We start from the raw sequence: 24,577 nt of genomic DNA, 5'->3' as shown, positions 1-24,577 counted from the left end.
GTGCATGAAACTGAACAATGCCGACCTGCTGCGTAGCCAGTGCCTGATTAACGGCGAATGGCGCGATGCGCTGAGCGGCAAACGTGAAGCGGTAATCAATCCGGCAACCGGGGCCACGCTGACCACGGTGCCGCTGGTGAGCAGCGAAGAAACGCAACAGGCCATTGATGCGGCGCAGCAGGCGCAAAACGGCTGGAAGCAACTGACCGCCAAAGCGCGTTCCGCGCTGCTGCAACGCTGGGCAGACAACATCATGGCGGCGCAGGAGGATCTGGCGCAGCTGATGACCGCCGAGCAGGGGAAATCGCTGGCGGAATCCCGTGGCGAGGTGGCTTATGCCGCTTCGTTTATCACTTGGTTTGCCGAAGAGGCGAAACGGGTTGACGGCGCCGTATTGCAGGCGCCGCAGGCTAACCAGCGCTTGGTGGTGCTGAAACAGCCGATCGGCGTTTGTGCGGCCATTACGCCGTGGAACTTCCCGGCGGCGATGATTACCCGTAAAGCGGCGCCGGCGCTGGCCGCCGGCTGCACGATGATTGTGAAACCGGCGGAGCAAACGCCGTTGACCGCGCTGGCGCTGGGAAAACTGGCGCAGGATGCCGGCATCCCGGACGGCGTGCTGCAAATCGTTACCGGCGAAGCCGCGCAGGTGGGCAAAGTGCTGTGCGATAGCCCGGTGGTGCGCAAGCTGAGCTTTACCGGTTCCACCGAGGTGGGGCGTATTCTGATGGCGCAATGCGCGCCTACGATTAAAAAGCTGTCGCTGGAACTGGGCGGCAATGCGCCGGTGATCGTGTTCGACGATGCCGATCTGGATACGGCAGTGGCGGGCATCATGGCCTCCAAATTCCGCAACAGCGGCCAAACCTGCGTGTGCGCCAACCGGATCTATGTCCAGGACGGTATCTACGATCGTCTGGTGGAGAAACTGGTGCCGGAGGTTGAAAAGCTCAAGGTGGGCGACGGCACGGCGGAAGGCACCACGCAAGGGCCGCTTATCGATGAAGCGGCGGTCGATAAGGTGCAAAGCCACATTGCCAATGCGTTGGAAAATGGGGCGAAGATCGCCACCGGCGGCCAACTGCATGCGCTGGGCCGCACCTTCTTCCAGCCGACGGTGGTCACCGACGTGACGCAGCAGATGCGTTTCGCCAAAGAAGAGACTTTCGGCCCGGTTGCACCGCTGTTCCGTTTCCAGGACGAAGCCGAAGCCGTTGCCCTGGCGAACGACACCGAGTTTGGCCTGGCGGCTTATGTGTTCACCCAGAATGCGGCTCGTCAATGGCGGGTGCCGGAAGCGCTGGAATACGGCATGGTGGGCGTGAATACCGGCTTGATTTCTAACGAAGTGGCACCGTTCGGCGGTGTGAAGCAGTCCGGGCTGGGGCGTGAAGGTTCGCGCTACGGCATCGAAGAGTATGTCGAGATGAAATACCTGTGTATCGACGTGGGTAAATAATCCTTACCGTTAGCCATACGCCGATCCATTACGCCCCCTCTTTGGGGGCGTAATGCTGTTATGAATGCGTGGCCGTAGGTTGCCGCCCTGGCGGCTTATTTCTTTTTCTGCAGCGCCAGCCAGGCTTGCACCGCCGGGCGTTGCCACTGGCCGAGCGCATAGCGCTTGATGGCCGCCGGCACGTCATCATCATGCATCACCAATCGGTTGAGCATCAGCGCCAAATCGGTATCGGCAATACACCACTCACCAAACAGATTCGCCTGGCCATGGCTTAACAGCTGCGCCGCGCCGGCCAACAGTTTTTCTGCTTCGCGCTGGGCAGCGGCAGAGAGCGGGGCGAAGCGGCCGCCGCTGAACACGACCTCCGTTGGGCGCTCGGCGCGAATAGCCAGCAGATCGCTACGCAGCCAGGCTTGGATCTCACGCGCTTTGGCCCGCTGTTGGCGGTGCTGCGGGTAGACGGGGATGGCCGGATACATCTCCTCCAGGTATTCGGCAATGGCGGAGGATTCGGAAAGCTGGAACTCACCAAACGCCAGCGTCGGCACACGGCGCGTCAGCGACAGGGCGGCGTAGGTGCCGTGCTGATGCTCCCCCAGCGACAAATCCACCGGCTTGACGGTAAACGGGACGGCTTTCTCCGTCAGCGTGACGAATACCGACATGGCGTACGGGCTGAAAAATTGGGCATCGGTGTAAAGCACGGGGATTGGCTGGCTCATTGATTTTCCTGTGAGTGCATGTGAAGGGTATTGCGATGATTGCTCGCTGATTGTACAAAATCAAGCGGCGGCCGGTTTTATCGGCGCGGCGCCGTTGGTTTAACCCCCAGAGATATCAAGAGTAAATTTAGGGTGAAATCGCTTTTACCATGCGGAAGTTGGTCAGTGACTGGCCATGACGCACGACCTGCTGTTGTTCCAGTAGTTGGAAACCGCGTCTGGCGAAAAAGGGCCGGGCGGTGATGCTGGCTTCGGTGAACAGTTGCGTTGCCCCGCCGGCGCCGGCGGCCTGCTCGGCGCAGGCCAATAAGCGCGTGGCGATTCCCCTCCCTTGCCAGGCCGGGTGAACAAACAGCATATCCAGGTGGTTTTGTGGTTCAAGGTGGGTAAAGCCGACGAGGGTGTGCCCGCTCACCGCCACCCAGGTTGCTGGGGTGCAGCAGCGCTGCCCAAAGGCGTGGCGATCCACCTGCACCCAGGCATTAATTTGTGGCGGCGTATAGTCCCTGGCGGCCACTTCGCGCACGGCACCGATAAATACGTTCAGCACCGCGTCCAAATCCGTTAGCTGATAGGGCCGCAGTGTATAGCGTGAATGCTCGCTATCTGTTGCCATGGTGGTGCTCCTTGCTGGTTGGTGCGGCATGCCGCCGAGCGGCACATTTTACGCTCTGTCTTTAACAAATGCGCGGTATCGGTGATAATAGCCGCTTGGCCTTCACTGTATTGGGCACTAATGAGCGACTCGCAAGAACTTCTGCCGGTGCGTAAGCGCCCGATGAAATTTAGCCTCTTTGTCACGCTGATGGTCAGTGCCGTGATCGTCTCGGTGTTGCTGGTGGTCCATACGCTGTATTTCTTTCAAATAAGCCATGTGACCCGCGACGGCGTCAAGGATGTGGCGCTGGCGTTCGCCCGCACCCTGGCGGACTCGCCGGAAATACAGCGCGGGCTGACGCAGCCCGTCGACAGCAATATTATCCAGCCGATCGCCAGTGCGGTGCGAAAACGTAATGGCCTGTTGTTTGTGGTTGTCACCAACATGGACGGCGTTCGCTACTCTCACCCCAACCCCAACCTGATTAACCGCCGTTTTATCGGCAGTGATATTGACACTGCGTTGCAGGGGCATGAGAACGTGGCGGTGAACCACGGGGTGCTGGTGGAAGCGCTGCGGGTATTTACCCCGGTTTATGATAGCCAGAAGCGGCAGATCGGCGTGGTGGTGGTGGGTATCTCGCTCAGCCAGGTCAGCCAGCAGATTAATACCAGCCGCTGGAGCATCCTTTGGACGGTATTGTTCGGCGCCCTGGTCGGTAGCCTGGGCATCTGGGCGATTGTGCTGGTGCTCAAACGGATCCTCTTCGGCCTGGAGCCCTATGATATCTCTCAGCTTTTTGAACAGCATGAGGCGATGCTGCTGTCGATCAAAGAGGGGGTGATTGCGGTGGACGAGCGCGCGCGCGTTACCCTGACCAATCAGGCTGCCCGGCAGATGCTGTTGGGCAGCAGCAGCGCCCCCGGCACACTGGCCGACGGCAGCGGTGACTCCGCCGGCCTGATCGCTTCGCTGCGTGAGGTGCTGCGCACCGGCCTGCCGGTACAAGATGAGGAAATCAATTTTAAGGAGCGGCTGCTGTTGATTAACACCGTCCCGGTGCGCAGCGGCAACAAGATTATCGGCGCGATCTGTACCTTCAGGGATAAGACGGAGGTCAGCGAACTGATGCAGCGCCTGAGCGGCATGGTAAACTACGTGGATGCGCTGCGTGAACGCTCGCATGAATTCATGAACAAGCTGCATGTGATTCTTGGCCTGCTGCATATGAAAAGCTACGCCCAGCTTGAAGATTACATCATTAAAACCGCCAATAATTACCAGGCGGAAATCGGCTCCCTGCAGTTAAAAATCAAGTCCCCCGTGATCGCCGGCTTCTTATTAGGCAAGATCAACCGGGCCCGGGATAGCGGGCTGCGTTTAACCCTCATGGAAGATTCACACCTGCCGGATAACGACAATGAAAAGCAGGTGGCAGTGCTGATTACCGCGCTGGGGAATCTGACCGAGAACGCGCTGGATGCCATGCAGGGGCAGGCCGATGGCGAAGTGAGCGTGCTGTTGCATTATCAGAACGGATGGCTCACCTGTGAGGTGAGCGATGATGGGCCAGGGATCCCGGCGGCACATCTGCAGGCCATCTTTGAAAAGGACTTCTCGTCGAAAGGCGAAAACCGCGGCGTGGGGCTTTTTCTGGCCAAGCAGCAAGTAGAGAGCCTGGGCGGTTCCATTACCGTGGAATCTGAACCGGGCGTGTATACCCAATTTTATATACAACTCCCCTGGGATAGTGAGAGGACAGGCACGTGATCAATGTTTTAATAGTCGATGATGATGCGATGGTCGCAGAGCTTAACCGCTGCTATGTCGCTCAGATCCCCAGGTTCAAATGCTGTGGTATCGCCTCAACGCTTGAGCAGGCCAAGGCGATGGTGTTGAACCCGCAGCACCCGATAGATCTGATCTTGCTTGATGTGTATATGCAGCAGGATAACGGCTTGGATCTGCTGCCGGTGCTGCGCAGCTCGCGCCGCCCGATTGATGTGATTATGATTTCCTCCGCGGCGGACGTGGAGACGATCAAAAAGTCGCTGCACTATGGGGTGGTTGACTATCTGATTAAGCCGTTCCAGTTTGCCCGCTTTGAAGAGGCGCTAACCGCCTGGAAGCAGAAAAGGGCGTTGATGGATAACCAGCAGTACTATGAGCAATCGGATCTGGATCGGCTGATCCACGGTAACCAGCCGGCGGCGCCGGATACCAAGCGGTTGCCGAAAGGTTTAACGCCGCAAACCCTGCGCACCATCTGCCTGTGGATTGATGCGCACCCGGGGATTGAGTTTTCCACGGATGAACTGGCAGCGGCGGTGAATATCTCGCGCGTTTCCTGCCGTAAATACCTGATCTGGCTTACAGAAATCAATATTCTGTTCACCAGCATCCACTATGGCGCCACCGGCCGGCCGGTATACCGCTACCGTGTGCAGGCGGAACACATCGCATTATTACAGCAGTACTGCCAGTAACCCGCCAACTAAAGGTTTTCAGAGGGCCGCAACGGATAACGCTGCGGCTTTTTTGTTGGCCGCTGGATATTACGCGCCTGGCGGCGCGTTTGCGCGGTTTACGCCAGCGTGTAGCTGTCGTCAAGCAGGGTAAAACGGAACTGCCGCTGCGAGGAGAGGTGCACACGCTTCGTCTTGGTGACAAAGATCGCTTCAATGTGCGGCAGGCTTGCCGCGTAGGCCAGCCCCTGTTCAACCCCCATGCCATACAGCAGGGTGGTGTAAATATCCCCGTCGATCGAGTCTTCTGAAATGATGGTGACGCTCAGCAACTCGTTATCAAGCGGATAGCCGGTGCGTGGATCGAGGATATGGTGATACAACCGCCCATCCAGCTCAAAGTAACGTTCGTAAATGCCCGATGTCACCACCGATTTACCGGCCACATTGATCACGCCAATCATCGCCTCCGCGTCGGCGAAAGGTTTTTTCAGGCCAATCGCCCAGGCGTTTTGCTCGCCGTGCGGCGGCGCGCCGAGAGTTTGTACATTGCCGCCCAGGTTGATCAGCGCATGCCGGATCTGCTGGCGTTGCAATAAATCCCGCACCAAATCGGCAATGTAGCCTTTGGCGATGGCGCCAAGATCGATTTCCATGCCGGGCTTTTCGAGCAACACCGAGCATTCGTTGGCATTAAGGATCACGTTGGCCGGGTTGGTCAGCGCCAGCAGCGCCTGCAGTTCGTGCTGCGGCGGCACGCTGTTGCCTTGAAAGCCGATTTTCCAGCGTTTCACCAGCGGGCCGATGGTGAAGTTAAAGCTGCTGTTTTCCAGCAGGCTGACCGCCCTGGCGCGCTGAATCAGGCGAAAAACCGGCGGGCTGACCACGACCGGATGCCGGCCGGCGGCCTGATTGATGCTCATGATCTGGGAGTGCGCGCGGTTTACCGTCAGCAGATCTTCCTGCTGTTTAATCAGCCGGAAAACGGCGGCGGCAACCGGTTGGTTATCTTCGAACAGTTTGAGCAGGATGGGAGAGCCCATCAAAACGGCAGAATAGGAATAGACGCGGGCTTCAGATGGCATAGCGGGATCCTGGCTGGTTGACGGCGTAAAGAGCCTGACCCATTTTGGCGCAGGGAGAGGCGCGAAGCCAGCGCCCCTGGCGGGGCGCTGGCGGCCTGTGATTAACGGCGCGCCCAGGAAGCGGCGTTACGGCCAGCCATAGTACCGAAAATAATGATATCGGCGACGGCGTTGCCGCCGATACGGTTACCACCGTGGATACCGCCAACCACTTCACCGGCGGCGTAAGCGCCAGGGATCACCCGTTGGTTGGCATCCAGCACCTCGGTGTTGGTGTTAATCGTTACCCCGCCCATGGTGTGGTGCACGCCCGGGGCGATGCGGATGGCGTAGAACGGCCCCTGATTGATCGGGTGGCGCAATGCGGTTTTACGGCCGAAGTCTTCGTCATCCTGTTTTTCAACAAACAGGTTGTAGCGCTCCAGCGTCGCCAGGAAGGCGTGCATATCCATCCCCAACTTGTCCGCCAGTGCGCGTGGGTTGTCTGCGCTGATCACAAACCCGCGACTGATGTATTCGTCTGCGGCCTTGTTGTTCATCCGCACCTGCTCATCAAAGACGATATAGGCGTATTTTTCCGGCAGCCCGATGATTTGCGCGGAGACTTTGTCGCGGGTTTCCATTTCATTGAAGAAACGCTCGCCCTTTTGGTTAACCAGAATGGCGCCACCGCCGCGAATCGCTTCGGAGATCAGGTATGAGGTGGTTTGTTCCACGGTCGGGTGGATCTGGATTTCCCCCATATCCACGGTGCCGGCGCCGATGTGCTCCAGCAGGGCGATGCCGCTACCGGTCGCACCTGGGTGGTTTGTGGTCACGAAGCCTGCCAGATCCGGGCGGTATTTCACCACCATTTCCTGGTTGGCACTGAAGCCGCCGGAGGCCATGACGATGCTTTTGGTGTAAACCGTTTGGGTTTCGTTCTCATCGTTTACCACGCGCAGGCCGCTGACCGCGCCGTTTTCCATCAGGATCTCGCTTACGTCGGTATCCATCATCACGTCGATTTCACGCTGGTTGATATTGCGCACCAGGCCGCTAATCAGGAAGCCGCCCACCGCAGAGCGATCCGCCGGGCGGTGCGTACGATCGATGCTCATTCCCCCGGTGATGGTGATGTCGTTCAGCACAATGCCGCGGTCTGCCAGCCATTCAATGGCTTCCGGCGCGTTTTCAACGAAGCGGTGCAGCAGTGCCGGGTTGTTTTTGTGTTTGCCGCCTTTCAGGGTTTCCTGATAGAACAGCTCCTTGCTGTCAGCGATGCCTTTCAGTTTCTGGAAGCGGGTTTCCGCTGCGTTCATCCCCACCGAGGCCTTGATGGTGTTGCCGCCGATGGTCGGCATTTTCTCGATAATCAGCACACGGGCGTCGTGGTCGCTGGCCTGAATGGCTGCCGCCAGGCCGGCGCCGCCGCTGCCAATTACCACCACGTCGTAGCGTGGCGGCTCCAGGGTGCCTTCTTCCAGCGCCATGGCTTTGCAGGATTTGGCGATGGCCTTGGTGACGGCTTTTTTCACCGCTTCGCTCTGGGTGGTGGCGCCGCTGACCGCGTCTACGTGCGGGCTGTTGGCGTCAAGAATGCGTGAGCGGATCACTTCGAAGCTGGAAACGAAAGACACGTCCAGCTCTGGCTGTTCGGCCAGTTCGATATCGGCGATGCGATCGGTTTCCAGGCTGACGTTGATCAGCAGTTCGTTGGCTTCATCCTGGACTTTTTCCTGGAACACGCCGCTTTTGAATTTACCGGTCGGCATGCTCATATCGCGGATCATCGCGTCCACCAGCGAGAAACGCCACAGCGGTTCCGGGATAGTCAGCGCTTCACGTTGGGTGCTGTCGATGAACAGTTCCAGCGTTTCGCCGCGGCTGATGCGATCGGTCCAGTCTGGGTAGGCGATGCAGGCTTTACCCACGGCCACCAGATCGTAACCGTGTTCAATGGCTTCTTCCGCATCGGTGCTGTTGACCACGCCGCCGACGCCCATGATCGGTACCTGCGCCAGTTTTTCTGAACGCATGGCCACGTATTTTTTAATCAGCGGCGTTGCGTCGTTGGTATCGACGATGGACGGGCGCAGGGTGTAACCCATTGAGAAGTGCAGGTAGTGCAGCCCCAGTTCCACCAGCTGTTCCAGCAGGTACAGGGTGTCGTCGAAGCGGATGCCCGGCACTTCGATTTCTTCTGGTGAGAAGCGGTAACCGATGATGAAGGAAGGATCGGCATACTGGCGCACCATTTTATGGGTGGCTTCCAGCACCGCCAGTGGGAATCTGGCACGTTTCTCACGGCTGCCGCCCCATTCATCGTCACGCTGGTTGGAGTTCGGCGAGAAGAACTGCTGAATCAGGTAGGTGTTGGCGCCGTGGATTTCCACGCCGTCAAAGCCGGCCTTTATGGCGCGACGTACCGCCTCGCCAAATTTACCGACCATCTCTTCCACTTCCTGCGTGGTCAAGGCGCTGGGCGTTGCGGCGCCGTCACGCGGGGCGGCGATGGCGCTTGGGCCAACCGGCGTGCGGCCGCCGATCAGCGAAGGTTCCACCATACGGCCGCCGTGATAGATCTGCAGCACGGCTTTGGAGCCTTTAGCCTGAATCGCTTGGGCGATTTTACGCAGCCCGGCGATTTTGTCGTCGCTGTCGATGCCGATGGCGCCCGGGAATGCCAGGCCTTTATCATCAACAAAGGCGCACTCGACGATGACGGTCCCAATGCTGCCGGCGCGTTCGCGGTAGTATTCCACCAATTCACTGGTGACACTACCGTCAAAATACCCGGTGCAGGTCGTCATTGGCGCCATTAAAATACGGTTTTTAAGCTGAGTACCGTTGGGAAGGGTAAATGGGCTCAGTAATTGATCGTGACTGTTCATACTCATCAACTCCAAAATTTAAAAATTAGAATTCTTTAAATTCGTTATCGGACGCCTATTTTTCGTTTTATTTCTCGTCGATTTCATACAACTAATAGTATTGTGTTTTTAGTTTCAAAATTGATTACATTAGTTAAATAACTATTTACGGAGGATGATTCACGCGGTGAGATTAGTTATTATCAGTTTTAAAATAAAAAGGTTACATATTTAATAACGATTAACATTTTAATTACTTATCCAAAAACTGACCCAATGTATTTTGGCTGACGGCGTGAACCCCCGTCATTACTGGTTTTGTCAGCTTTTTATGTAATGTGTTTAGAGGATCGAAATGTGTCATACCTACTGTTTTAGGCACTTTTAGCCACAATGGTTACTCTGATGTAACGAAAAATATCTCGGTGATGACAACCCACTTAAAAAAGGCCATCATATTTTCAAGTTAACTAATTTTTATTTTATACCGTTGTTTCTTGATCAAGATCAACTGCTGTAAATATCGAAAAATGGTTATACTAATAAATAACATTCAGATCATTTATTTCTTCCGATGGCAAAATATGCGCGTCGGGGATAATTAATTTGTCAGCATTAAAAAACTAAAAAAAGTAAAAAAATTAAAGAAGCCACAGAATGTATTCCCCCAGGGCACGGTGCCTGATGCTTTATCAAAGCAAACCGCCAAAACGCGCTGGGCAGAAAAAAGATTCTTAACTACTTGTAGACAATGACTATGACTATTTCAATGACGATGAAATCGAAAAGCAAAACGGCCGATCCTAACTCGGCCAACAAAGTATCAGGTGGCAAGAAAAACCGCCTGATCTTTACACTGTTGCCGATAGTGGTTGCCGTGCTGCTGTTGCTGGTGCCGGTTCCTTCGGGGCTGGCGCCGCATGCGTGGTATTTTTTCGCTATTTTCGTGGGGGTCATTATCGGCCTGATCTTTGAGCCGCAGCCCGGCGCCGTTATTGGCCTAAGCGGCGTGGTGATCATCGCGCTGGCCAGCCAATGGGTGCTGTTTAGCCCCGAACAAATGGCCGCGCCCAACTTCAAGCTGGCGACCCAATCCTTCAAATGGGCGGTGAGTGGCTTTAGCAACTCTACCGTGTGGCTGATCTTCGGCGCCTTCATGTTTGCCGCCGGCTACGATAAAACCCGTTTCGGCCGCCGCCTGGCGCTGATCCTGGTGAAATATCTCGGCCGCCGCAGCCTGACGCTGGGCTATGCCATTACCTTTGCGGATCTGCTGCTGGCGCCGTTCACCCCTTCCAACACCGCGCGCAGCGGCGGGACGATTTACCCGATTATTGCCAACCTGCCGCCGCTGTACGGTTCCAAACCGAACGATCCGAGCGCCCGCAAGATTGGTTCTTACCTGATGTGGGTGGCTATTACCTCGGCTTGTATCACTAGCTCCATGTTCCTGTCTGCGCTGGCGCCGAACCTGTTGGCGCTGGCGTTGGTGAAAAGCATTGTCGGCATCACCATTTCCTGGGGCACCTGGTTCCTGGCCTTCCTGCCGCTGGGCGTGATCCTGATCCTGGGCATGCCGCTGCTGGCTTACTGGCTCTATCCGCCGGAAGTAAAACTGAACGACGAAGTGCCGCGCTGGGCGCAACAGGAACTGAGCAAACTGGGCAAGTTGACCCGCAATGAAATCCTGCTGTTGGTGTTCGTGTGCTGCGCGCTAGTGATGTGGATCTTTGCCGCTACCTGGATTGAGCCGGCGATGGCGGCATTGCTGGTCGTCAGCCTGATGCTGTGGACCGGGGTACTGGAATGGAGCGACATTACCGGCAACAAAGCCGCCTGGAATACCTTTGTGTGGTTCGCCACCCTGGTGGCGCTGGCTGACGGCCTGTCTTCGACTGGCTTTATCTCCTGGCTGGGTAAAGAGGGCGGCGCGCTGCTGAGCGGTATTGCCCCTGGAACGGCGTGCATCGTATTGGTGGTGGCCTTCTATCTGCTGCACTACCTGTTTGCCAGCAACACCGCGCACACCACGGCATTGCTGCCGGCCGTACTGACCATCGGCGCGACTATCCCTGGCATGAATATGCCGGTGTTCTGCCTGATGATGGTGACGTCGCTGGGGATTATGGGGATCATCACCCCGTACGGCACCGGCCCAAGCCCGATTTACTACGGCAGCGGTTACCTGCCTACCGGCGACTACTGGCGCCTGGGCACTATTTTCGGCGCGATCTTCCTGATTGGCCTGCTGGTGATCGGTTATCCGTGGATGATGATGATGTTCTGAATAAATGCGGCCAGCCCGGCGATGGGCTGGCCGCTAAGCTATCCAAACTTGATGCCGCCGGCGTGCTTCCCGGTGAATAAGCCAAGCCACGGCGGCCACTGATAATAAAGTGAGAGCACAATGTCGAATAAACCATTCCATTACCAGGCGCCGTTCCCCCTCGCGAAAGATGAAACGGAATACTACCTGCTGAGCCGCGAACACGTATCGCTGGGTGAGTTTGAAGGGCAGCCGATTTTGAAAGTCGAACCTGAAGCGCTCACCCTGCTGGCGCAACAGGCTTTCCACGATGCCGCTTTTATGCTGCGCCCTTCCCACCAGCAGCAGGTCGCTGCGATTCTTGACGATCCCGAAGCCAGCGAAAACGACAAGTACGTAGCGCTACAGTTCTTGCGCAACTCTGAAATCGCCGCCAAAGGCATTCTGCCTACCTGCCAGGACACCGGCACGGCGATCATCATGGGGAAAAAAGGCCAGCGCGTCTGGACCGGCGGCGGTGATGAGGAAGCGCTGACCCGCGGCGTGTACAACACCTACACCGAAGATAACCTGCGCTATTCGCAAAACGCGGCGCTGGATATGTATAAAGAGGTGAATACTGGCACCAACCTGCCGGCGCAGATCGATCTCTACAGTGTGGACGGCGACGAGTACAAGTTCCTGTGCATGGCGAAGGGCGGCGGCTCCGCCAACAAAACTTACCTGTACCAGGAAACCAAAGCGCTGCTTTCGCCGGGCAAACTGAAAAACTACCTGGTTGAAAAGATGCGCACGCTGGGCACCGCGGCCTGCCCGCCGTACCATATTGCCTTTGTGATCGGCGGCACGTCGGCAGAAGCGACGCTGAAAACCGTCAAGCTGGCATCCACCCGTTATTATGATGGGCTGCCAACCGAAGGCAATGAACACGGCCAGGCGTTCCGCGACGTGCAACTGGAACAGGAACTGCTGGAAGAGGCGAAGAACCTGGGGCTGGGCGCACAGTTCGGCGGCAAATACTTCGCCCACGATATCCGCGTGATCCGCCTGCCGCGCCACGGCGCTTCTTGCCCGCTCGGCATGGGGGTTTCCTGCTCGGCTGACCGTAATATCAAAGCGAAGATCAACCGCGAAGGGATTTGGATCGAAAAACTGGAAAGCAACCCGGGCCGCTATATTCCGGAAGCGTTACGCCAGGCGGGCGAAGGGGAAGCGGTGCGTGTCGATCTGAACCGCCCGATGAGCGAGATCCTCAAGCAGCTTTCGCAATACCCGGTTTCCACCCGCCTGTCGCTGAGCGGCACCATCATCGTCGGGCGCGATATCGCCCATGCGAAGCTGAAAGAACGCCTGGATAACGGTGAAGGGCTGCCGCAGTATGTGAAAGATCACCCGATCTACTACGCCGGCCCAGCCAAAACGCCGGAAGGTTATGCTTCCGGTTCCCTGGGGCCAACCACGGCGGGGCGTATGGATTCCTACGTTGACCTGTTGCAGGCCAACGGCGGCAGCATGATCATGCTGGCGAAAGGCAACCGCAGCCAGCAGGTGACCGATGCCTGCCACAAACACGGCGGCTTCTACCTGGGCAGCATCGGCGGCCCGGCAGCGGTGCTGGCGCAGCAGAGCATCAAGAGCCTGGAATGCGTGGAATACCCGGAGCTGGGTATGGAAGCCATTTGGAAGATTGAAGTTGAGAACTTCCCGGCGTTTATTCTGGTGGATGATAAAGGCAACGACTTTTTCCAACAGATCCAAAATGATAAATGCGCCGGTTGCGGCATCAAGTAATCCCACGATGTGAAGCATAAGTAAACAAGCCGCCTTGGTGACCAGGCGGCTTTTTATCACCTGCAACTCGAATTATTTTGGGTATAGCAATAAACCTTCATCGCCCCACTGCATTTTACTTTCATTGATAATTATATGATGCGACAAAAAAACTATTTAATGGATAAATATTTCACTTTTATATTTTATGCATGTTCAGTTATTTTAGGATATTTACCATAAATAAACCATGATGGGTTTTATTTATTAAGAATATTACCCATGATTATTTTTTTATTTTTCACATTGACAATGATGCTTCGATACATTTTTCTAAGATATTGTTTTCGGATTATTGACTAAATTTGAATTTTTCATTTGTTTGTTTTTAGTTATTGGTCTTATCATTCTGAATATTTCACTTTTCCTCTATTGATGAACATATCTTTATCGTGTCGGCTAAGCTATTAATCGATGCGGATTGTGATGCAATATTTATTGGGGCATAAATCGCATCTCTTCAGGAAATACTCACTTCATGGCTATGAATAAGATCGTTATCAAGGAGATATATTGTGAAAATTAAATTTACAGCAGCGGCAATTGCTAGCGCGGCGTTATTATTCAACATCGCACAAGCTGCAGACGGGACGATTAATTTCACCGGTAATATTACCGATCAGGCATGTACTGTAGATACTGCATCAGCAAATCAGACCGTAAACCTGGGCAATGTAAGCGCCAAGGCTTTTGCTGCTGCGGGTGACGTTGCCGCCCCAACCAAATTCTCTATTAATTTGACCAACTGCCCGCAGACCGTTACCCAGGCCAGCGTTAAATTTGACGGCACCACCAACGCCACCAATCAGTCCATCCTGGCGCTGAGTAGCGGCCAAACCGCGACGAACGTCGGGGTTGCCCTATATGAAGCCGACAGCACCACGCAAATCCCGGTTGCTTCCGCTTCTGCATCACAAACTATCACCACTGAAGGCCCGAATGTGCTGAACTTTGTTGCTAAATACATGGCAACGGCTTCGTCTGTCGGTACCGGTACGGCAAACTCGGTAACTAATTTCACCGTTAATTATAACTAAGTTTTATTTGTAGCCTAAGCAGTTGGCACATTAAGCCAACTGCTTAGTTCAGAATATAAAATTAGGCTGGTTAATTAATGGCTATGATAGGGAGAGTCTCGTGAGCCTCTGGAAGAAGAACCTTATTATTATGATAGGCCTGTTAGGCGTTGCCCAGGCGCAGGCAGGCATCGTCGTTGGGGGAACGCGGGTTGTTTACGATGCAAGTAAAAGAGAAGCATCTTTATCAATCAGTAACCCTGATAAAAGTAAACCTTATCTGATTCAATCCTGGTTTGATAATGTTGATGACAATGATAAAAGCCAGGTCCCTTTCATTATCACACCGCCTTTATTTCGTCTGGATGCCGGGCAGGAAAATATCGTCAGGATCGTCCGCGTCGGTGGTGCTATACCGGACGATAAAGAGTCAGCCTATATCGTCAATGTGAAATCTATCCCCTCATCCGATCCGCACGCAGTGAACCAGCTGCAAATTACGGTCAATACACGCATTAAGATGTTTTATCGCCCGGCGAAATTACCGGGAAATGCCGATGAGGCCTTTAAAGAACTGAAGTTCAGTTCGGCCCAGGGGAAACTGCAGGCTCGCAATGATACGCCGTATTACATCTCCTTTTATAGCCTGAAAATAAACGGCAGGGAAATCGCTGAACCTGGAATGATCGCGCCTAAATCAACCCGGCAATGGCATGAGAACGCCGTGGCCAACGGCAAAGTGAGTTGGAGTGCGATCAACGACTTTGGCGGGATTTCGTCCGTCGCTGAAGCGGGTATTTAATCTTTTGAACAGAATTTCATAAGGAGCAGGTGATGCAGCGCAAAGGAGGGAGTTTCACGAACAAATATAAAAATTTGTACCGAATCCGACCAATAGCACTGATTGTTTCAGTGGTTCTCAGTGCTTATGCCGCGGATTCTTTCTCTCAGGACTATTTTAATCCCGATGCGTTGCACAGCGATCACCCCGGCGCGCAAAACGTCAGCCTTGACCATTTTAGCCAGGAAGGGGAGCAAGCACCCGGTACTTACCGCGTTGATATCTATCTCAATGGGGAAATTATGGATGTGGCGGATGTGACATTCGTTGACACCGATAAGGGATTGAAGCCTGTACTCACACCGGACCGATTAAAACAGTTGGGGGTGCGCACCTCGGCTTCCGATAAACTGCTGGGTTTGGCCGGCGAAGAGAAAATCACCGACCTTAGCGCCTATATTCCCGATGCCAATGCCAAGCTGAATTTTGGGCAGCAACGTTTGGACATCACCGTTCCCCAGATTTTTATGGATCAGCAGGCCCGCGGCTATGTTGATGCCAAACTCTGGGATCAAGGGATTAATGCGTTAATGCTGAACTATGCCTTCACCGGGGCGAACAGCCATTACGATAAGAAAAACCGTGGGGAAGAGAATAATAGTACCAACAACTATTATCTTAACCTGCGCAGCGGCCTGAACCTGGGGGGATGGCGCCTGCGCAATTACTCGACCTATATCAATAGCGACAATTCCGGCTCACAGTGGAAAAGCATCAACACCTATGTGCAGCATGACGTTGAACGTGTGAAAGGGCAGTTTACCGCCGGTGATGCCTACACGCCGAGCGATGTCTTCGACAGCGTGCAATTCCGCGGCGTGCAGTTGGCTTCGGATGACAATATGCAGCCTGACAGCCTGCGTGGCTTTGCACCGGTGGTGCGTGGGATTGCCCAGAGCAACGCGCAGGTGACGATACGGCAAAATGGCTATGTCATCTATCAGACTTATGTGACGCCCGGCGCTTTTGCCATCAGCGATCTTTACCCCACCTCCTCGAGCGGCAACCTTGAAGTCACGGTGAAAGAAGCCAGCGGCCAAGAAAGAAAATTCATTCAACCCTATTCCGCAGTGCCGATCATGCAGCGTGAAGGCCGGTTGAAATATGGCGTGAGCGTGGGGAAATACCGTTCGCTGTTGAACGGCGCCCGTGAACCCAACTTTACCCAGGCCAGCCTGATCTACGGGCTGCCGGGCGACACTTCGGTGTATGCCGGGCAGATATCCTCCAAAGATTATCTTTCTTTCTTGCTTGGCGTGGGCCACGGCTTTGGCGATCTGGGGTCATTGTCTTTCGATGTCACCGAGGCGCGCACCCGGCTGCAGCACGAAGGCAATCACCAGGGGCAATCGCTGCGTTTTCAATATTCCAAAGATATTGCTGAAAGCGGCACCTCGTTTACCCTGGCGGGCTATCGCTATTCGACCAGTGGTTATTATGACTTCACCGAAGCCAATGAGCTGGAAGCGACGAAAGGTGAAGCCTGGCGGGTAAATTACAATAAAAGAAGCCGTGTGCAGCTTAACGTCAGCCAGTCCATTGGCGACGCGGGGAATATTTATATTTCCGGCTATCAGCAGGATTTCTGGCGGCAGAGCGGTTATGAACGCAACCTGGGCGCCGGATATAACTTCGGCCATGACGGCATCAACTACAGCCTTAGCTATAGCTATACGCAAGCGCCGAGCGGCGACGGTAACGATCAGATATTTTCCTTCGCGGTGCAGATCCCATTAAGCAAGTGGTTGCCAAACAGCTGGGCAACCTCAACCACCAACGTCGATAAACACGGCAAAGCCGAGCAGTCGGTTGGGCTAAGCGGCACCGCGCTGGCGGATAACAACCTGAACTATAACGTGCAGCAAAGCTATGGCAACCGCGGGGCGGGCGCCAGCGGCCTGGCTTCCGCCAGCTACAAGAGTACCTATGGTGAAGTCAACGCCGGTTACAACTACAACAAGTACTCACAGCAAATCAACTATGGCTTGCAAGGTGGGCTGTTGGTTCACCCGTATGGCGTAACCCTGTCCCAGGCATTAGGCGAAACGCTGTCACTGGTCAGGGCGCCGGGCGCTGCCGGCGTACACGTGCAAAATAATACCGGGGTATACACCGACTGGCGTGGCTATACCGTGGTGCCGTATGTGACCACTTACCGCAAAAACCGTATTGCGATTGATACCGAGACATTAGCGGAAGACGTTGATATCGATACCAATACGCGCACGGTGATCCCAACGCAGGGGGCCGTTGTGCTGGCTGATTTCCAAACGCGTTTGGGCAGCCGAATTATGCTGACCTTAAAACACGATGGCGGAAATATCCCCTTTGGTGCCATGGTCAGCCTGATCGCGCCGGAGGATAGCGCCAGCAGCGGTATCGTGGATGCCAATAGCCAGGTTTATTTAAGCGGGATGCCGGAAAAGAGCAAGTTGAAAGTCATTTGGGGAGAAGGCGAAAGCCAGCGGTGTATTGCCGATATTGTGTTGCCTACGGAGAAAGAGAACGCCTCATCCGTACAACGTCTAACCGCTACTTGCAAATAGGATAGGGATAATGCGTCATTTTAAAGCTTTGGGTTTGTTGCGTTGTTTATTACCGCTTTCTCTGTTTTTAGGTTACGCCGCCGATAGTCTGGCGGCGAACTGCACGACAGGGACCGCAACCCCGCTCAATCAGTCCGTCAATTTTGGCAGCGTTTTGGTGCAGCGCGATGCGGCCGTCGGCTCGGTTATCGCCACGGCGAACACTACAAATACGGCCCAGCAAGTGGCGGTGTGTACTGCTTCAACCTATGTGCGTAAATTTGTGCTGGCTTATGGTGCCGGCACCGCGCTGGGCAACAATATCTATCCAACTAACCTCGCCGGGGTGGGGATCAGGATAAGCCGTGGGGGCACCTACTATGCCAATCCGGCCCAGCCGATAAACTATTCTGCTTCGGTGACGACATCGATTGTTGACTCCGCCACCGTGACGCTTGAGTTGATAAAAACCGGGCCGATCACCTCCGGCGCCCTGACAACCGGGACGGCGGGTAAAATGCAGTTTATGACCAGTTCCGGCAGCTACTTCGACGGCCTGGTCACCAACATTACCGGAGGCAGCGTAAAAGCCGTTGCCTGCTCGGTTAACAACACCAATATCACGGTCAACATGGGCGATGTTAAGAAGCAATTGTTTACCGGGGTTGGCTCAACGCCTGCGGAAGGGAGCAAGAACTTCAGCGTCGATCTGAACTGCGACGCCAGCACCAAAGTGAATATTCAAATCGATGGCACCAAGGATACGAGCAATGCGCAGGGGGTTCTTGCACTGTCTTCCGCGGCGGGTTCCAGCAGTGCGGCAACCGGTGTGGGTATCCAGCTTTTATACAACAGCAGCCCGATAACCCTGGGCACGGCGTTCAGCGCCGGTACGGTGTCTACCGCCGGTGCGTTCAGCATACCGATGGTGGCGCGCTATTACCAAACCCTGGCGACGATTACGCCCGGGGTGGCAAACGGGAATGCGACCTTTACCATGACGTATCGCTAAGCGGTAGCGCCGGGCATTCAGCCCGGCGCCAGGGGGAATTACCTGGGTTGGCTACGGGCGATCAGCAACAGGAACACCGGCACGCCCAGCATTGCCGTTAAAATGCCAACCGGCAGTTCCCGCGGTGCGAAGATCGTGCGCGCCAGGGTATCCGCCATCACGGCCACGATGGCCCCGCAGAGCATCGCGCCCGGCAGCAGCCAGCGATGGCGGTGGCCGATGACGATGCGCGCGATATGCGGCACCGTCAGCCCAATAAAACCGATGGCGCCGCAGCAGGAAACAATAACGGCGGTCAGCAGTGTCGTCAGGCAGTACATCAGCAGCCGGAGCGGCCCCACTGCCACCCCCAGCGACTGCGCCGTGACGCTGCCGAAAGACAGCACATCCAGCGCGATCGCGTGCCAGCCGCACAGCAGAAAAACCGGAACCAGCACCAGTGCGCAAAGGCCGACCTGCAGCCAGTCGGCCTGAGCAAACGATCCCAATAGCCAGAACATCACACCCCGCGTGGTATCCGCGTCGGTTTTCCAGAGCGTGACTAACGACGTGAACGCCGAAAGCAATTGCGTTACGGCCACGCCGGTTAAGACGACGTGGCTTGATTGCCCAGACAGGGAACGGCGCGCCAACAGCAGCACCAGCGCAAAGGCCATCATTGCGCCGCAGAAGGCACCGGCGGGAACCGCCGCCCAGCCAATGCTCCAGCCGGCCGCGATGACCACGACGGCTCCCGCGCCAGCCCCCGAGGAGATCCCCAGCACCCAGGGATCGGTCAGTGCGTTTCGCGTCAGCGATTGCAATACCGTGCCTGTGAGCGCCAGCGCGGCGCCTGCCAGCGCCGCCAGTAAGGTTCTGGGCAACCGTAAAGACCAGACAATGCGTTGATGCAACGTGCCTTCCGTATCGCTCTGCCAATATCCGGCCAGAACCGCCTTTACCACGTCCTTTAGCGAAAAGACGACCGGGCCATGCATCACTGCCAAACAGAGCGCCAGCAGCAGGCAGAGCGCCAGGCAACAAAGGCGCAAGGAGAGGGAGTGCAACCATTGCCGGTTCACGTTACTTCCAGCCGGCAATCACGTAGTCATCAAGGAACTGCCAGACGGTGCCCGCCTCGGCAAAGCCCGCCTGTTGCAGGATGGCAAGCTGGAAGTTTACGCCGGTCGGCTCTGGCATTGGCCTGCCGGCAAACGCCTGCTCGCGCTCCGTATGCAATGCCCGTAGCGGGGCGTATTTCAGCGCATCATCAAACCAGGTGTCCCAGTCTGGTGTCCCCTGTTGCCAGGCCTGTTGCTGGGTGTGTTTGTCGTGCATTTCAGCCAGGGCTTGCTGGCGGGGATTACGCGCATCAAAGCGTTGATGATCGGCATTCATGAAGATGCCGCCTGCGGGCAGCACATGGGCGATGGCGCGGTAAAGCGCGGTCTGCTGCTCCGGCATCAGCCAGTGAATGGCGGTGCTGGAGACCACGGCTTGCGGCTTATCGGTGATGGCGCTGAAGCAGGCCGGCGATGCAATATCCGCACGGATGAAATCAATGCGCTGGCGATGTTCGCTCAAGGCTTCTTCGGCCACCTTCAGCAGCAGCGGATCGAGATCTATCGCCGTTACGCGCGCCTGTGGGAAGCGGTTCAGTAAACGCAGGCTGAAGGAGCCTGGGCCGCAGCCAATATCCATGACGTGGAAATCATCGCCAAACGTCATGGCCAATACGTCAAGCACCGAGGCAAAACGCGCCTCACGATGTGCAATGTAAGCGCTTTGCTGCGCATCCCAATTGTTCAGTAGCTCACGGGCTGGAAAAGCCATTTTCATCTTCCTCGGTCAATGATCGCATCTGCGATACCAGGCGTTTAAGGGCCAGAATGGATCTGACGGAGGGATCCATGTCGTAGCCAGGTAAAATGATGTAGCGTTTCTCCCGCACGGCCTTCATGCCGGCGGTTAACGGGTTGTTTTCAAGAAAGGCGATTTTTTCTTGCGCGCTGTCGCCCGGTTGGGCCCGGCGCAGATCGCCAATGATCAGCAGATCGGGATCCCGCTCGGCGATAACCTCCCAGGACATGGCGGGCCAAAGCTCTGGGCTGTCGGCGAAGACGTTCTGGCTGCCGATGGCATCGGTGAGCAGCGCTGGCGCACCGTGGCTGCCCGCGACAAAGGGAGTGCCGATACCGGAATACCACCAGAGGATGCGTTGGGCGGGCAGTTGGCGGGCCTTTTGCCGCTCGGCGTCTACCTGCCGTTGCAGTTGCTGGATCAGGTTTTCAGCGCGTGGTTGAACGCCATAGATGCGGGCGATGTTGCGCACTTCCGCAAAGATGCCGGCGAAGGTCAGTGGTGTTTGAGGCCCGCTTTGCAGCCCGTGGCAGACGCTCTCGCTAAGCCAGGTTGCAATCCCCCAGCCAGCAAGGCGGTGCCGGTTGGGGGTTTCTGGGCTGTTAAACCAATAGAAGCTGCCGGAATAGATGAAATCCGGCCGTGCGGCTAGCAAGGCTTCGCCCGACCAGGGCGCACTGTCAAAGCGTGCTTTCAGCTTTGCCGCCGACGTCCATGGAGAAGGCGCAATGTCCTGCTCTTTGCTGTACCCGACCACGCTGATAATGGAGGCATCCAGCTCCAGGGCCAACAGGTTTTCCAGTGTGGAATGGGAGTAAACAATCGTTCTCTCGGGCACACGGTCAAAGTGCCATTGCTGGCCGCAATTTGTCAGCACCAGAGAACGTGCCGGGCTGGCAGCGCTTGCTGCCAGCAACGCCATGCACAAGGTCAGATGCCGCATCATTAAAAGCGCATATTGACGAATGCTTCATAGGTGCGGCTCGGTGCGATCAGCCTCTGCGTGGAATACGTGCGTTGCCAGCTATAGAAGCGATCGGTGAGGTTACGTACCCGGGCGCCCACGGTAACGCCTGGCAGCAGTACGTAGTCCGTTGCCAAATCAACCGTGATGTATTCGCCCATTTTGTTGCTGTTGGTATCGTCGTTATAGCTGCTGCCCACGTAGTGGAGCTGTGTGCCAAGGCCCAGGCGTTGCGTCGCCATGTAGCGGCCTGACAGGTTTGCCGTCCATTGCGGCACATAGCGCGGCGTTTTGCCGGAAAGGTTCTGCGTGCCTTGCTGATACTCACCAAAGCGGGCATGGGTATAGGCCAGGTTGCCCGCCAGCGTTAAGCCGCTAAGCGGCTGAAGTGAACCGCTTAGCTCGACGCCTTTAGATGTCTGTTTGCCGACCGCGTGCCAGACATCGGTCTGCAGCGCATCCTGTTGATACAAGTTCTTTTTCTGCAGGTTATACACCGCCAGCTTGACTTCGCCGCGTTTGGCCCAAAAGCTGCCCTTCACGCCGGCCTCATATTGTTGCACTGCGGTAAGCGGCAGCGCGGTTTGCGCCGCGCTGATAAAGAACAGATCGCTGCCCGGTTCTTTCCCTGTGGCGTAGTTGGCGTACAACGTGATGTTTTCGGTGATGTCCCAGCTTGGGCCGACAGCCACGGTGAGAAAGCTGTAGCGATGATTAACGCTCTGGTTTTGCTGTTGAAAATTCCAGTTCATGTCCAGGTAGGTATAACGGGCCTGGCCCAACAGGGCGAAGGCTTCCGTGAGGTACAGCTTATCCTCAATAAACAGCGCATACTGATTTTGCGTGATATGGCGGGTAGGGGCGCGGCCCGGGGCATTGCCGCTGCTAAACGGGGTTTTCGGCGGGTTGACGAGCGGCACGGTATCTTCGCCAGCAAAACCGTTGGAGTAATATTGAAACTCGCGTTTGTTGAAATCCACGCCGGCCACCACACGGTTTTCCATGGCGCCGAGGGGCCTGGCAAGGGTAACCGTGGTGCGGTTGCCCGTTAGTTTGTCATCATGGGCGATATCCCCGAAGGAATCACGGGTGATATAGCCCGGCTGCGCCGCTGACGGATAATAACGTTCGGCGTTATGCCATTCACGAAACCCTTTGTAATAATAGAATTTATTTTCAAACGACAGTTCCGGCGTGGCGAACCATGACTGTGCTGCCTGGAACGATGTTGCCTGGCTGCGGATCCAGGCGTCTTCCAGGTTGTTGTAGTTGGTGTGGCGTAAGCTCTTATCAACCTTGCCATCGATCAGCGGCGTGCCGAAATAGGGGTTATGTGTGTCACTCAGCATGCGATCAAGGTTAAACGCCAACTGGATATTGTCGTTCGGCGTTAGCAGCAGGGCGGCGGTTACCCGCTGCGGGCGCTGGCGCTCGCCTTCAACCTGGCTACCCATGCTGGCTGCGCTGATATCCACGCGGCCGGCCGCCAGTTTATCTATCAGCGCACCGCCCGCCCCGAGATGGGCGCGATGGCTGGCGAAACTTGACCAGGCGTAATCCAGCTCGACGGGCTGTGCGCTGAACGATGCCCGGCGGGGGATCAGGTTAATGCTGCCGCCGGCCGAGCTCAGGCCGTTGATGACCGAACCCGTGCCGTACAGCACATCGATATTTTCATAATGCACCGGATCGCCGCCCTGGATGGTGCTGCCAGGGACTTCCACGCCATCATAAAGCCAGGAGACCGGCATAAACCCCCGCAGGGAAACGCTGTTTGACTGGGTGGGGGAGGTGGTGCCGGATAACCCCGGGGCGGTTTCGACAATCTTTGTCAGTGTGCGTTTACCTTTCGCCGCGAAGGTTTTTTGGCTGATGGTTTCGGTATGGCGCGGTATTTCTTTATCCGTTAATTCCAGCCTGGAGCTGGACCCCACGGCCAGCAAGCCTGAATCAGAGGCGGCTGGATAGCTGCTTGCCTCTGTACTGGTGACCACCAGTGTTTCTTTGGCTGTGTTAGCGAAAGCATTTGGTGCCAGGCTGGTTGCAACAGTAACTGCTACCAGAAGTAGGGGTAATTTCATCGTTGTCGTTTCCCGAGGTGAAAATAAATTTCGCAACGCCATCGCTCCGTGGGGTAATACGGAACATAGCAAGATTAACGTCAGTGAAGGAATAACCATTTGGTGTTGTTTTTATATTTAAATTGAAATTTATTGGTGCGATGGAAATAAATAACCCTCACGAATGGTTTTGTTATTCTATTGTTTTGTATGTATTTTTGTTAATTAATTCAATGCTTTTATTAAGGGTTTTAGCGTTGTTACGCTCGTCAGTAAACCGTTGTATTAATATTTCCCTCACTTTTCTTTAAGACATGGATATATTTCTTAATATACTGATATAACCGCAGGTTATCATGAGTGAAAATCTGTTTTAATGGCAGGTGTATACGTAGATCAGTAAACATAATCCTTTATTATTAAGTGAGAAAAATATTATCCTGCTGGGGCGAATTCTGGAATTCGCTCACCGTTTTTCTTTCTGTTATAAGTACCATGAATGTTTTTTCGTGGCCGTAATTAGCCCGTTTATTTCTATGGCTTATTTTCCTCATTTCCACGCCAGATAAATGTTGCTGTTTTTCAGGCTCTGCCTGGCTGCGCTGATGCCTACGTGTACTCTATCGCGCAGCATACTACTTGCCTGGGTCTCGATCCCTGGCAACATTGGGTAGCCGTTATCTCGCCCGGCCTGCGATAGGCATCGACGGAGTAGATAGTGATTGTTATGTTATATCGTAACAATAAGGCTAGTGTATCAAGATACACCTGAACACGGGAATACCTCATTTGGGGTATTTGGTTGTGCGTGAAACAGATGCTAGTGCATTTGAGTGGAAAAACTCAGAACGGCGTCGATAAAAGTTTAGCGGAAACCTGCTTATACTTGCTTGCGGTATGCTGGAAAGACTAAGGGCTCACGTTTTCACGCAAGCCCTTATTTTATCTGGTGGCCCCTGCTGGGTTTGAACCAGCGACCAAGCGATTATGAGTCGCCTGCTCTAACCACTGAGCTAAGGGGCCGTGCGGGCGTGATTATA

At 55.3% G+C, this 24,577-nt stretch carries 17 protein-coding genes and 1 tRNA gene; 9 read left to right on the top strand and 9 right to left on the bottom strand.

Annotated elements, in window-relative coordinates; all coding sequences use genetic code 11:
* Positions 1-4: 4 nt before the first annotated feature.
* Positions 5-1,459, top strand: coding sequence for an NAD-dependent succinate-semialdehyde dehydrogenase (locus tag ABFX35_RS12880; RefSeq protein ID WP_346081480.1), 1,455 nt, complete (start codon positions 5-7; stop codon positions 1,457-1,459).
* 95 nt (positions 1,460-1,554) lie between these two features.
* Here the strand turns inward: ABFX35_RS12880 and yfcF are convergent, their stop codons facing one another.
* Positions 1,555-2,184: a glutathione transferase gene (yfcF, locus tag ABFX35_RS12875; RefSeq protein ID WP_346081478.1), complete on the bottom strand. Its 630-nt coding sequence runs from the start codon at positions 2,182-2,184 to the stop codon at positions 1,555-1,557.
* A 127-nt stretch (positions 2,185-2,311) separates the two neighbouring features.
* The gene (locus ABFX35_RS12870; RefSeq protein WP_346081476.1) at positions 2,312-2,800 is read right to left on the bottom strand and encodes a GNAT family N-acetyltransferase; all 489 of its coding nucleotides are present in this window, start codon (positions 2,798-2,800) and stop codon (positions 2,312-2,314) included.
* Between the two features lie 120 nt (positions 2,801-2,920).
* Here ABFX35_RS12870 and ABFX35_RS12865 point away from each other — a divergent pair, with 120 nt between their 5' ends.
* Entirely contained in the window at positions 2,921-4,552 is a 1,632-nt protein-coding gene (locus ABFX35_RS12865) for a sensor histidine kinase (RefSeq protein WP_346081474.1), read from the top strand.
* Complete coding sequence (gene dcuR / locus ABFX35_RS12860) at positions 4,549-5,268, top strand: two-component system response regulator DcuR (protein WP_095847144.1); 720 nt, start codon at positions 4,549-4,551, stop codon at positions 5,266-5,268. The genes ABFX35_RS12865 and dcuR overlap by 4 nt, the downstream gene beginning before the upstream one ends.
* 98 nt (positions 5,269-5,366) lie before the next feature.
* Here the strand turns inward: dcuR and ABFX35_RS12855 are convergent, their stop codons facing one another.
* Both ABFX35_RS12855 and ABFX35_RS12850 read right to left on the bottom strand, forming a co-directional pair.
* A complete protein-coding gene (locus tag ABFX35_RS12855; RefSeq protein ID WP_346081472.1) occupies positions 5,367-6,332 on the bottom strand; it encodes an FAD:protein FMN transferase in 966 nt (321 codons plus the stop codon).
* A 101-nt stretch (positions 6,333-6,433) separates the two neighbouring features.
* Positions 6,434-9,205, bottom strand: a complete 2,772-nt coding sequence (locus tag ABFX35_RS12850) for a flavocytochrome c (RefSeq protein WP_346081713.1) — start codon at positions 9,203-9,205, stop codon at positions 6,434-6,436.
* Positions 9,206-9,959: 754 nt separating this feature from the next.
* Here ABFX35_RS12850 and ABFX35_RS12845 point away from each other — a divergent pair.
* From ABFX35_RS12845 to ABFX35_RS12820, 6 genes are all read left to right on the top strand, one after another.
* Positions 9,960-11,471 carry an anion permease gene (locus tag ABFX35_RS12845; RefSeq protein WP_346081711.1) on the top strand — a complete coding sequence of 504 codons (1,512 nt, stop codon included), beginning with the start codon at positions 9,960-9,962 and terminating at the stop codon, positions 11,469-11,471.
* 120 nt (positions 11,472-11,591) lie between these two features.
* Complete coding sequence (fumA, locus tag ABFX35_RS12840) at positions 11,592-13,241, top strand: class I fumarate hydratase FumA (protein WP_346081470.1); 1,650 nt, start codon at positions 11,592-11,594, stop codon at positions 13,239-13,241.
* 554 nt (positions 13,242-13,795) lie between these two features.
* Positions 13,796-14,317, top strand: a complete 522-nt coding sequence (locus tag ABFX35_RS12835; RefSeq protein WP_346081468.1) for a fimbrial protein — start codon at positions 13,796-13,798, stop codon at positions 14,315-14,317.
* A 100-nt stretch (positions 14,318-14,417) separates the two neighbouring features.
* Complete coding sequence (locus ABFX35_RS12830; RefSeq protein WP_230472728.1) at positions 14,418-15,098, top strand: fimbrial biogenesis chaperone; 681 nt, start codon at positions 14,418-14,420, stop codon at positions 15,096-15,098.
* Between the two features lie 110 nt (positions 15,099-15,208).
* Positions 15,209-17,683 (top strand): fimbria/pilus outer membrane usher protein, encoded by a 2,475-nt coding sequence (locus ABFX35_RS12825; protein ID WP_346081465.1) that lies wholly within the window; start codon positions 15,209-15,211, stop codon positions 17,681-17,683.
* A gap of 10 nt (positions 17,684-17,693) precedes the next feature.
* A complete protein-coding gene (locus ABFX35_RS12820; protein ID WP_346081463.1) occupies positions 17,694-18,674 on the top strand; it encodes a fimbrial protein in 981 nt (326 codons plus the stop codon).
* A gap of 38 nt (positions 18,675-18,712) precedes the next feature.
* On the opposite strand, the gene ABFX35_RS12815 is transcribed toward ABFX35_RS12820, so the two are convergent.
* The 5 genes from ABFX35_RS12815 to ABFX35_RS12795 form a co-directional block, all read right to left on the bottom strand.
* Positions 18,713-19,735, bottom strand: coding sequence for a FecCD family ABC transporter permease (locus ABFX35_RS12815; protein ID WP_346081461.1), 1,023 nt, complete (start codon positions 19,733-19,735; stop codon positions 18,713-18,715).
* Between the two features lies 1 nt (position 19,736).
* Positions 19,737-20,486: a class I SAM-dependent methyltransferase gene (locus tag ABFX35_RS12810; protein WP_346081459.1), complete on the bottom strand. Its 750-nt coding sequence runs from the start codon at positions 20,484-20,486 to the stop codon at positions 19,737-19,739.
* The gene (locus tag ABFX35_RS12805; protein WP_346081457.1) at positions 20,467-21,459 is read right to left on the bottom strand and encodes an ABC transporter substrate-binding protein; all 993 of its coding nucleotides are present in this window, start codon (positions 21,457-21,459) and stop codon (positions 20,467-20,469) included. Before ABFX35_RS12805 ends, ABFX35_RS12810 begins: the two co-directional genes overlap by 20 nt.
* Entirely contained in the window at positions 21,459-23,471 is a 2,013-nt protein-coding gene (locus ABFX35_RS12800) for a TonB-dependent receptor (protein ID WP_346081455.1), read from the bottom strand. Before ABFX35_RS12800 ends, ABFX35_RS12805 begins: the two co-directional genes overlap by 1 nt.
* A gap of 1,013 nt (positions 23,472-24,484) precedes the next feature.
* A tRNA-Ile gene (locus ABFX35_RS12795) sits at positions 24,485-24,560 on the bottom strand.
* Between the last annotated feature and the right edge of the window lie 17 nt (positions 24,561-24,577).

The organism is Gibbsiella dentisursi, assembly GCF_039539505.1.
Taxonomy (GTDB): Bacteria; Pseudomonadota; Gammaproteobacteria; order Enterobacterales; family Enterobacteriaceae; genus Gibbsiella; species Gibbsiella quercinecans.
Note: the sequence above shows the minus strand (reverse complement) of the source record. Positions and strands in the feature narration are given on the sequence as shown.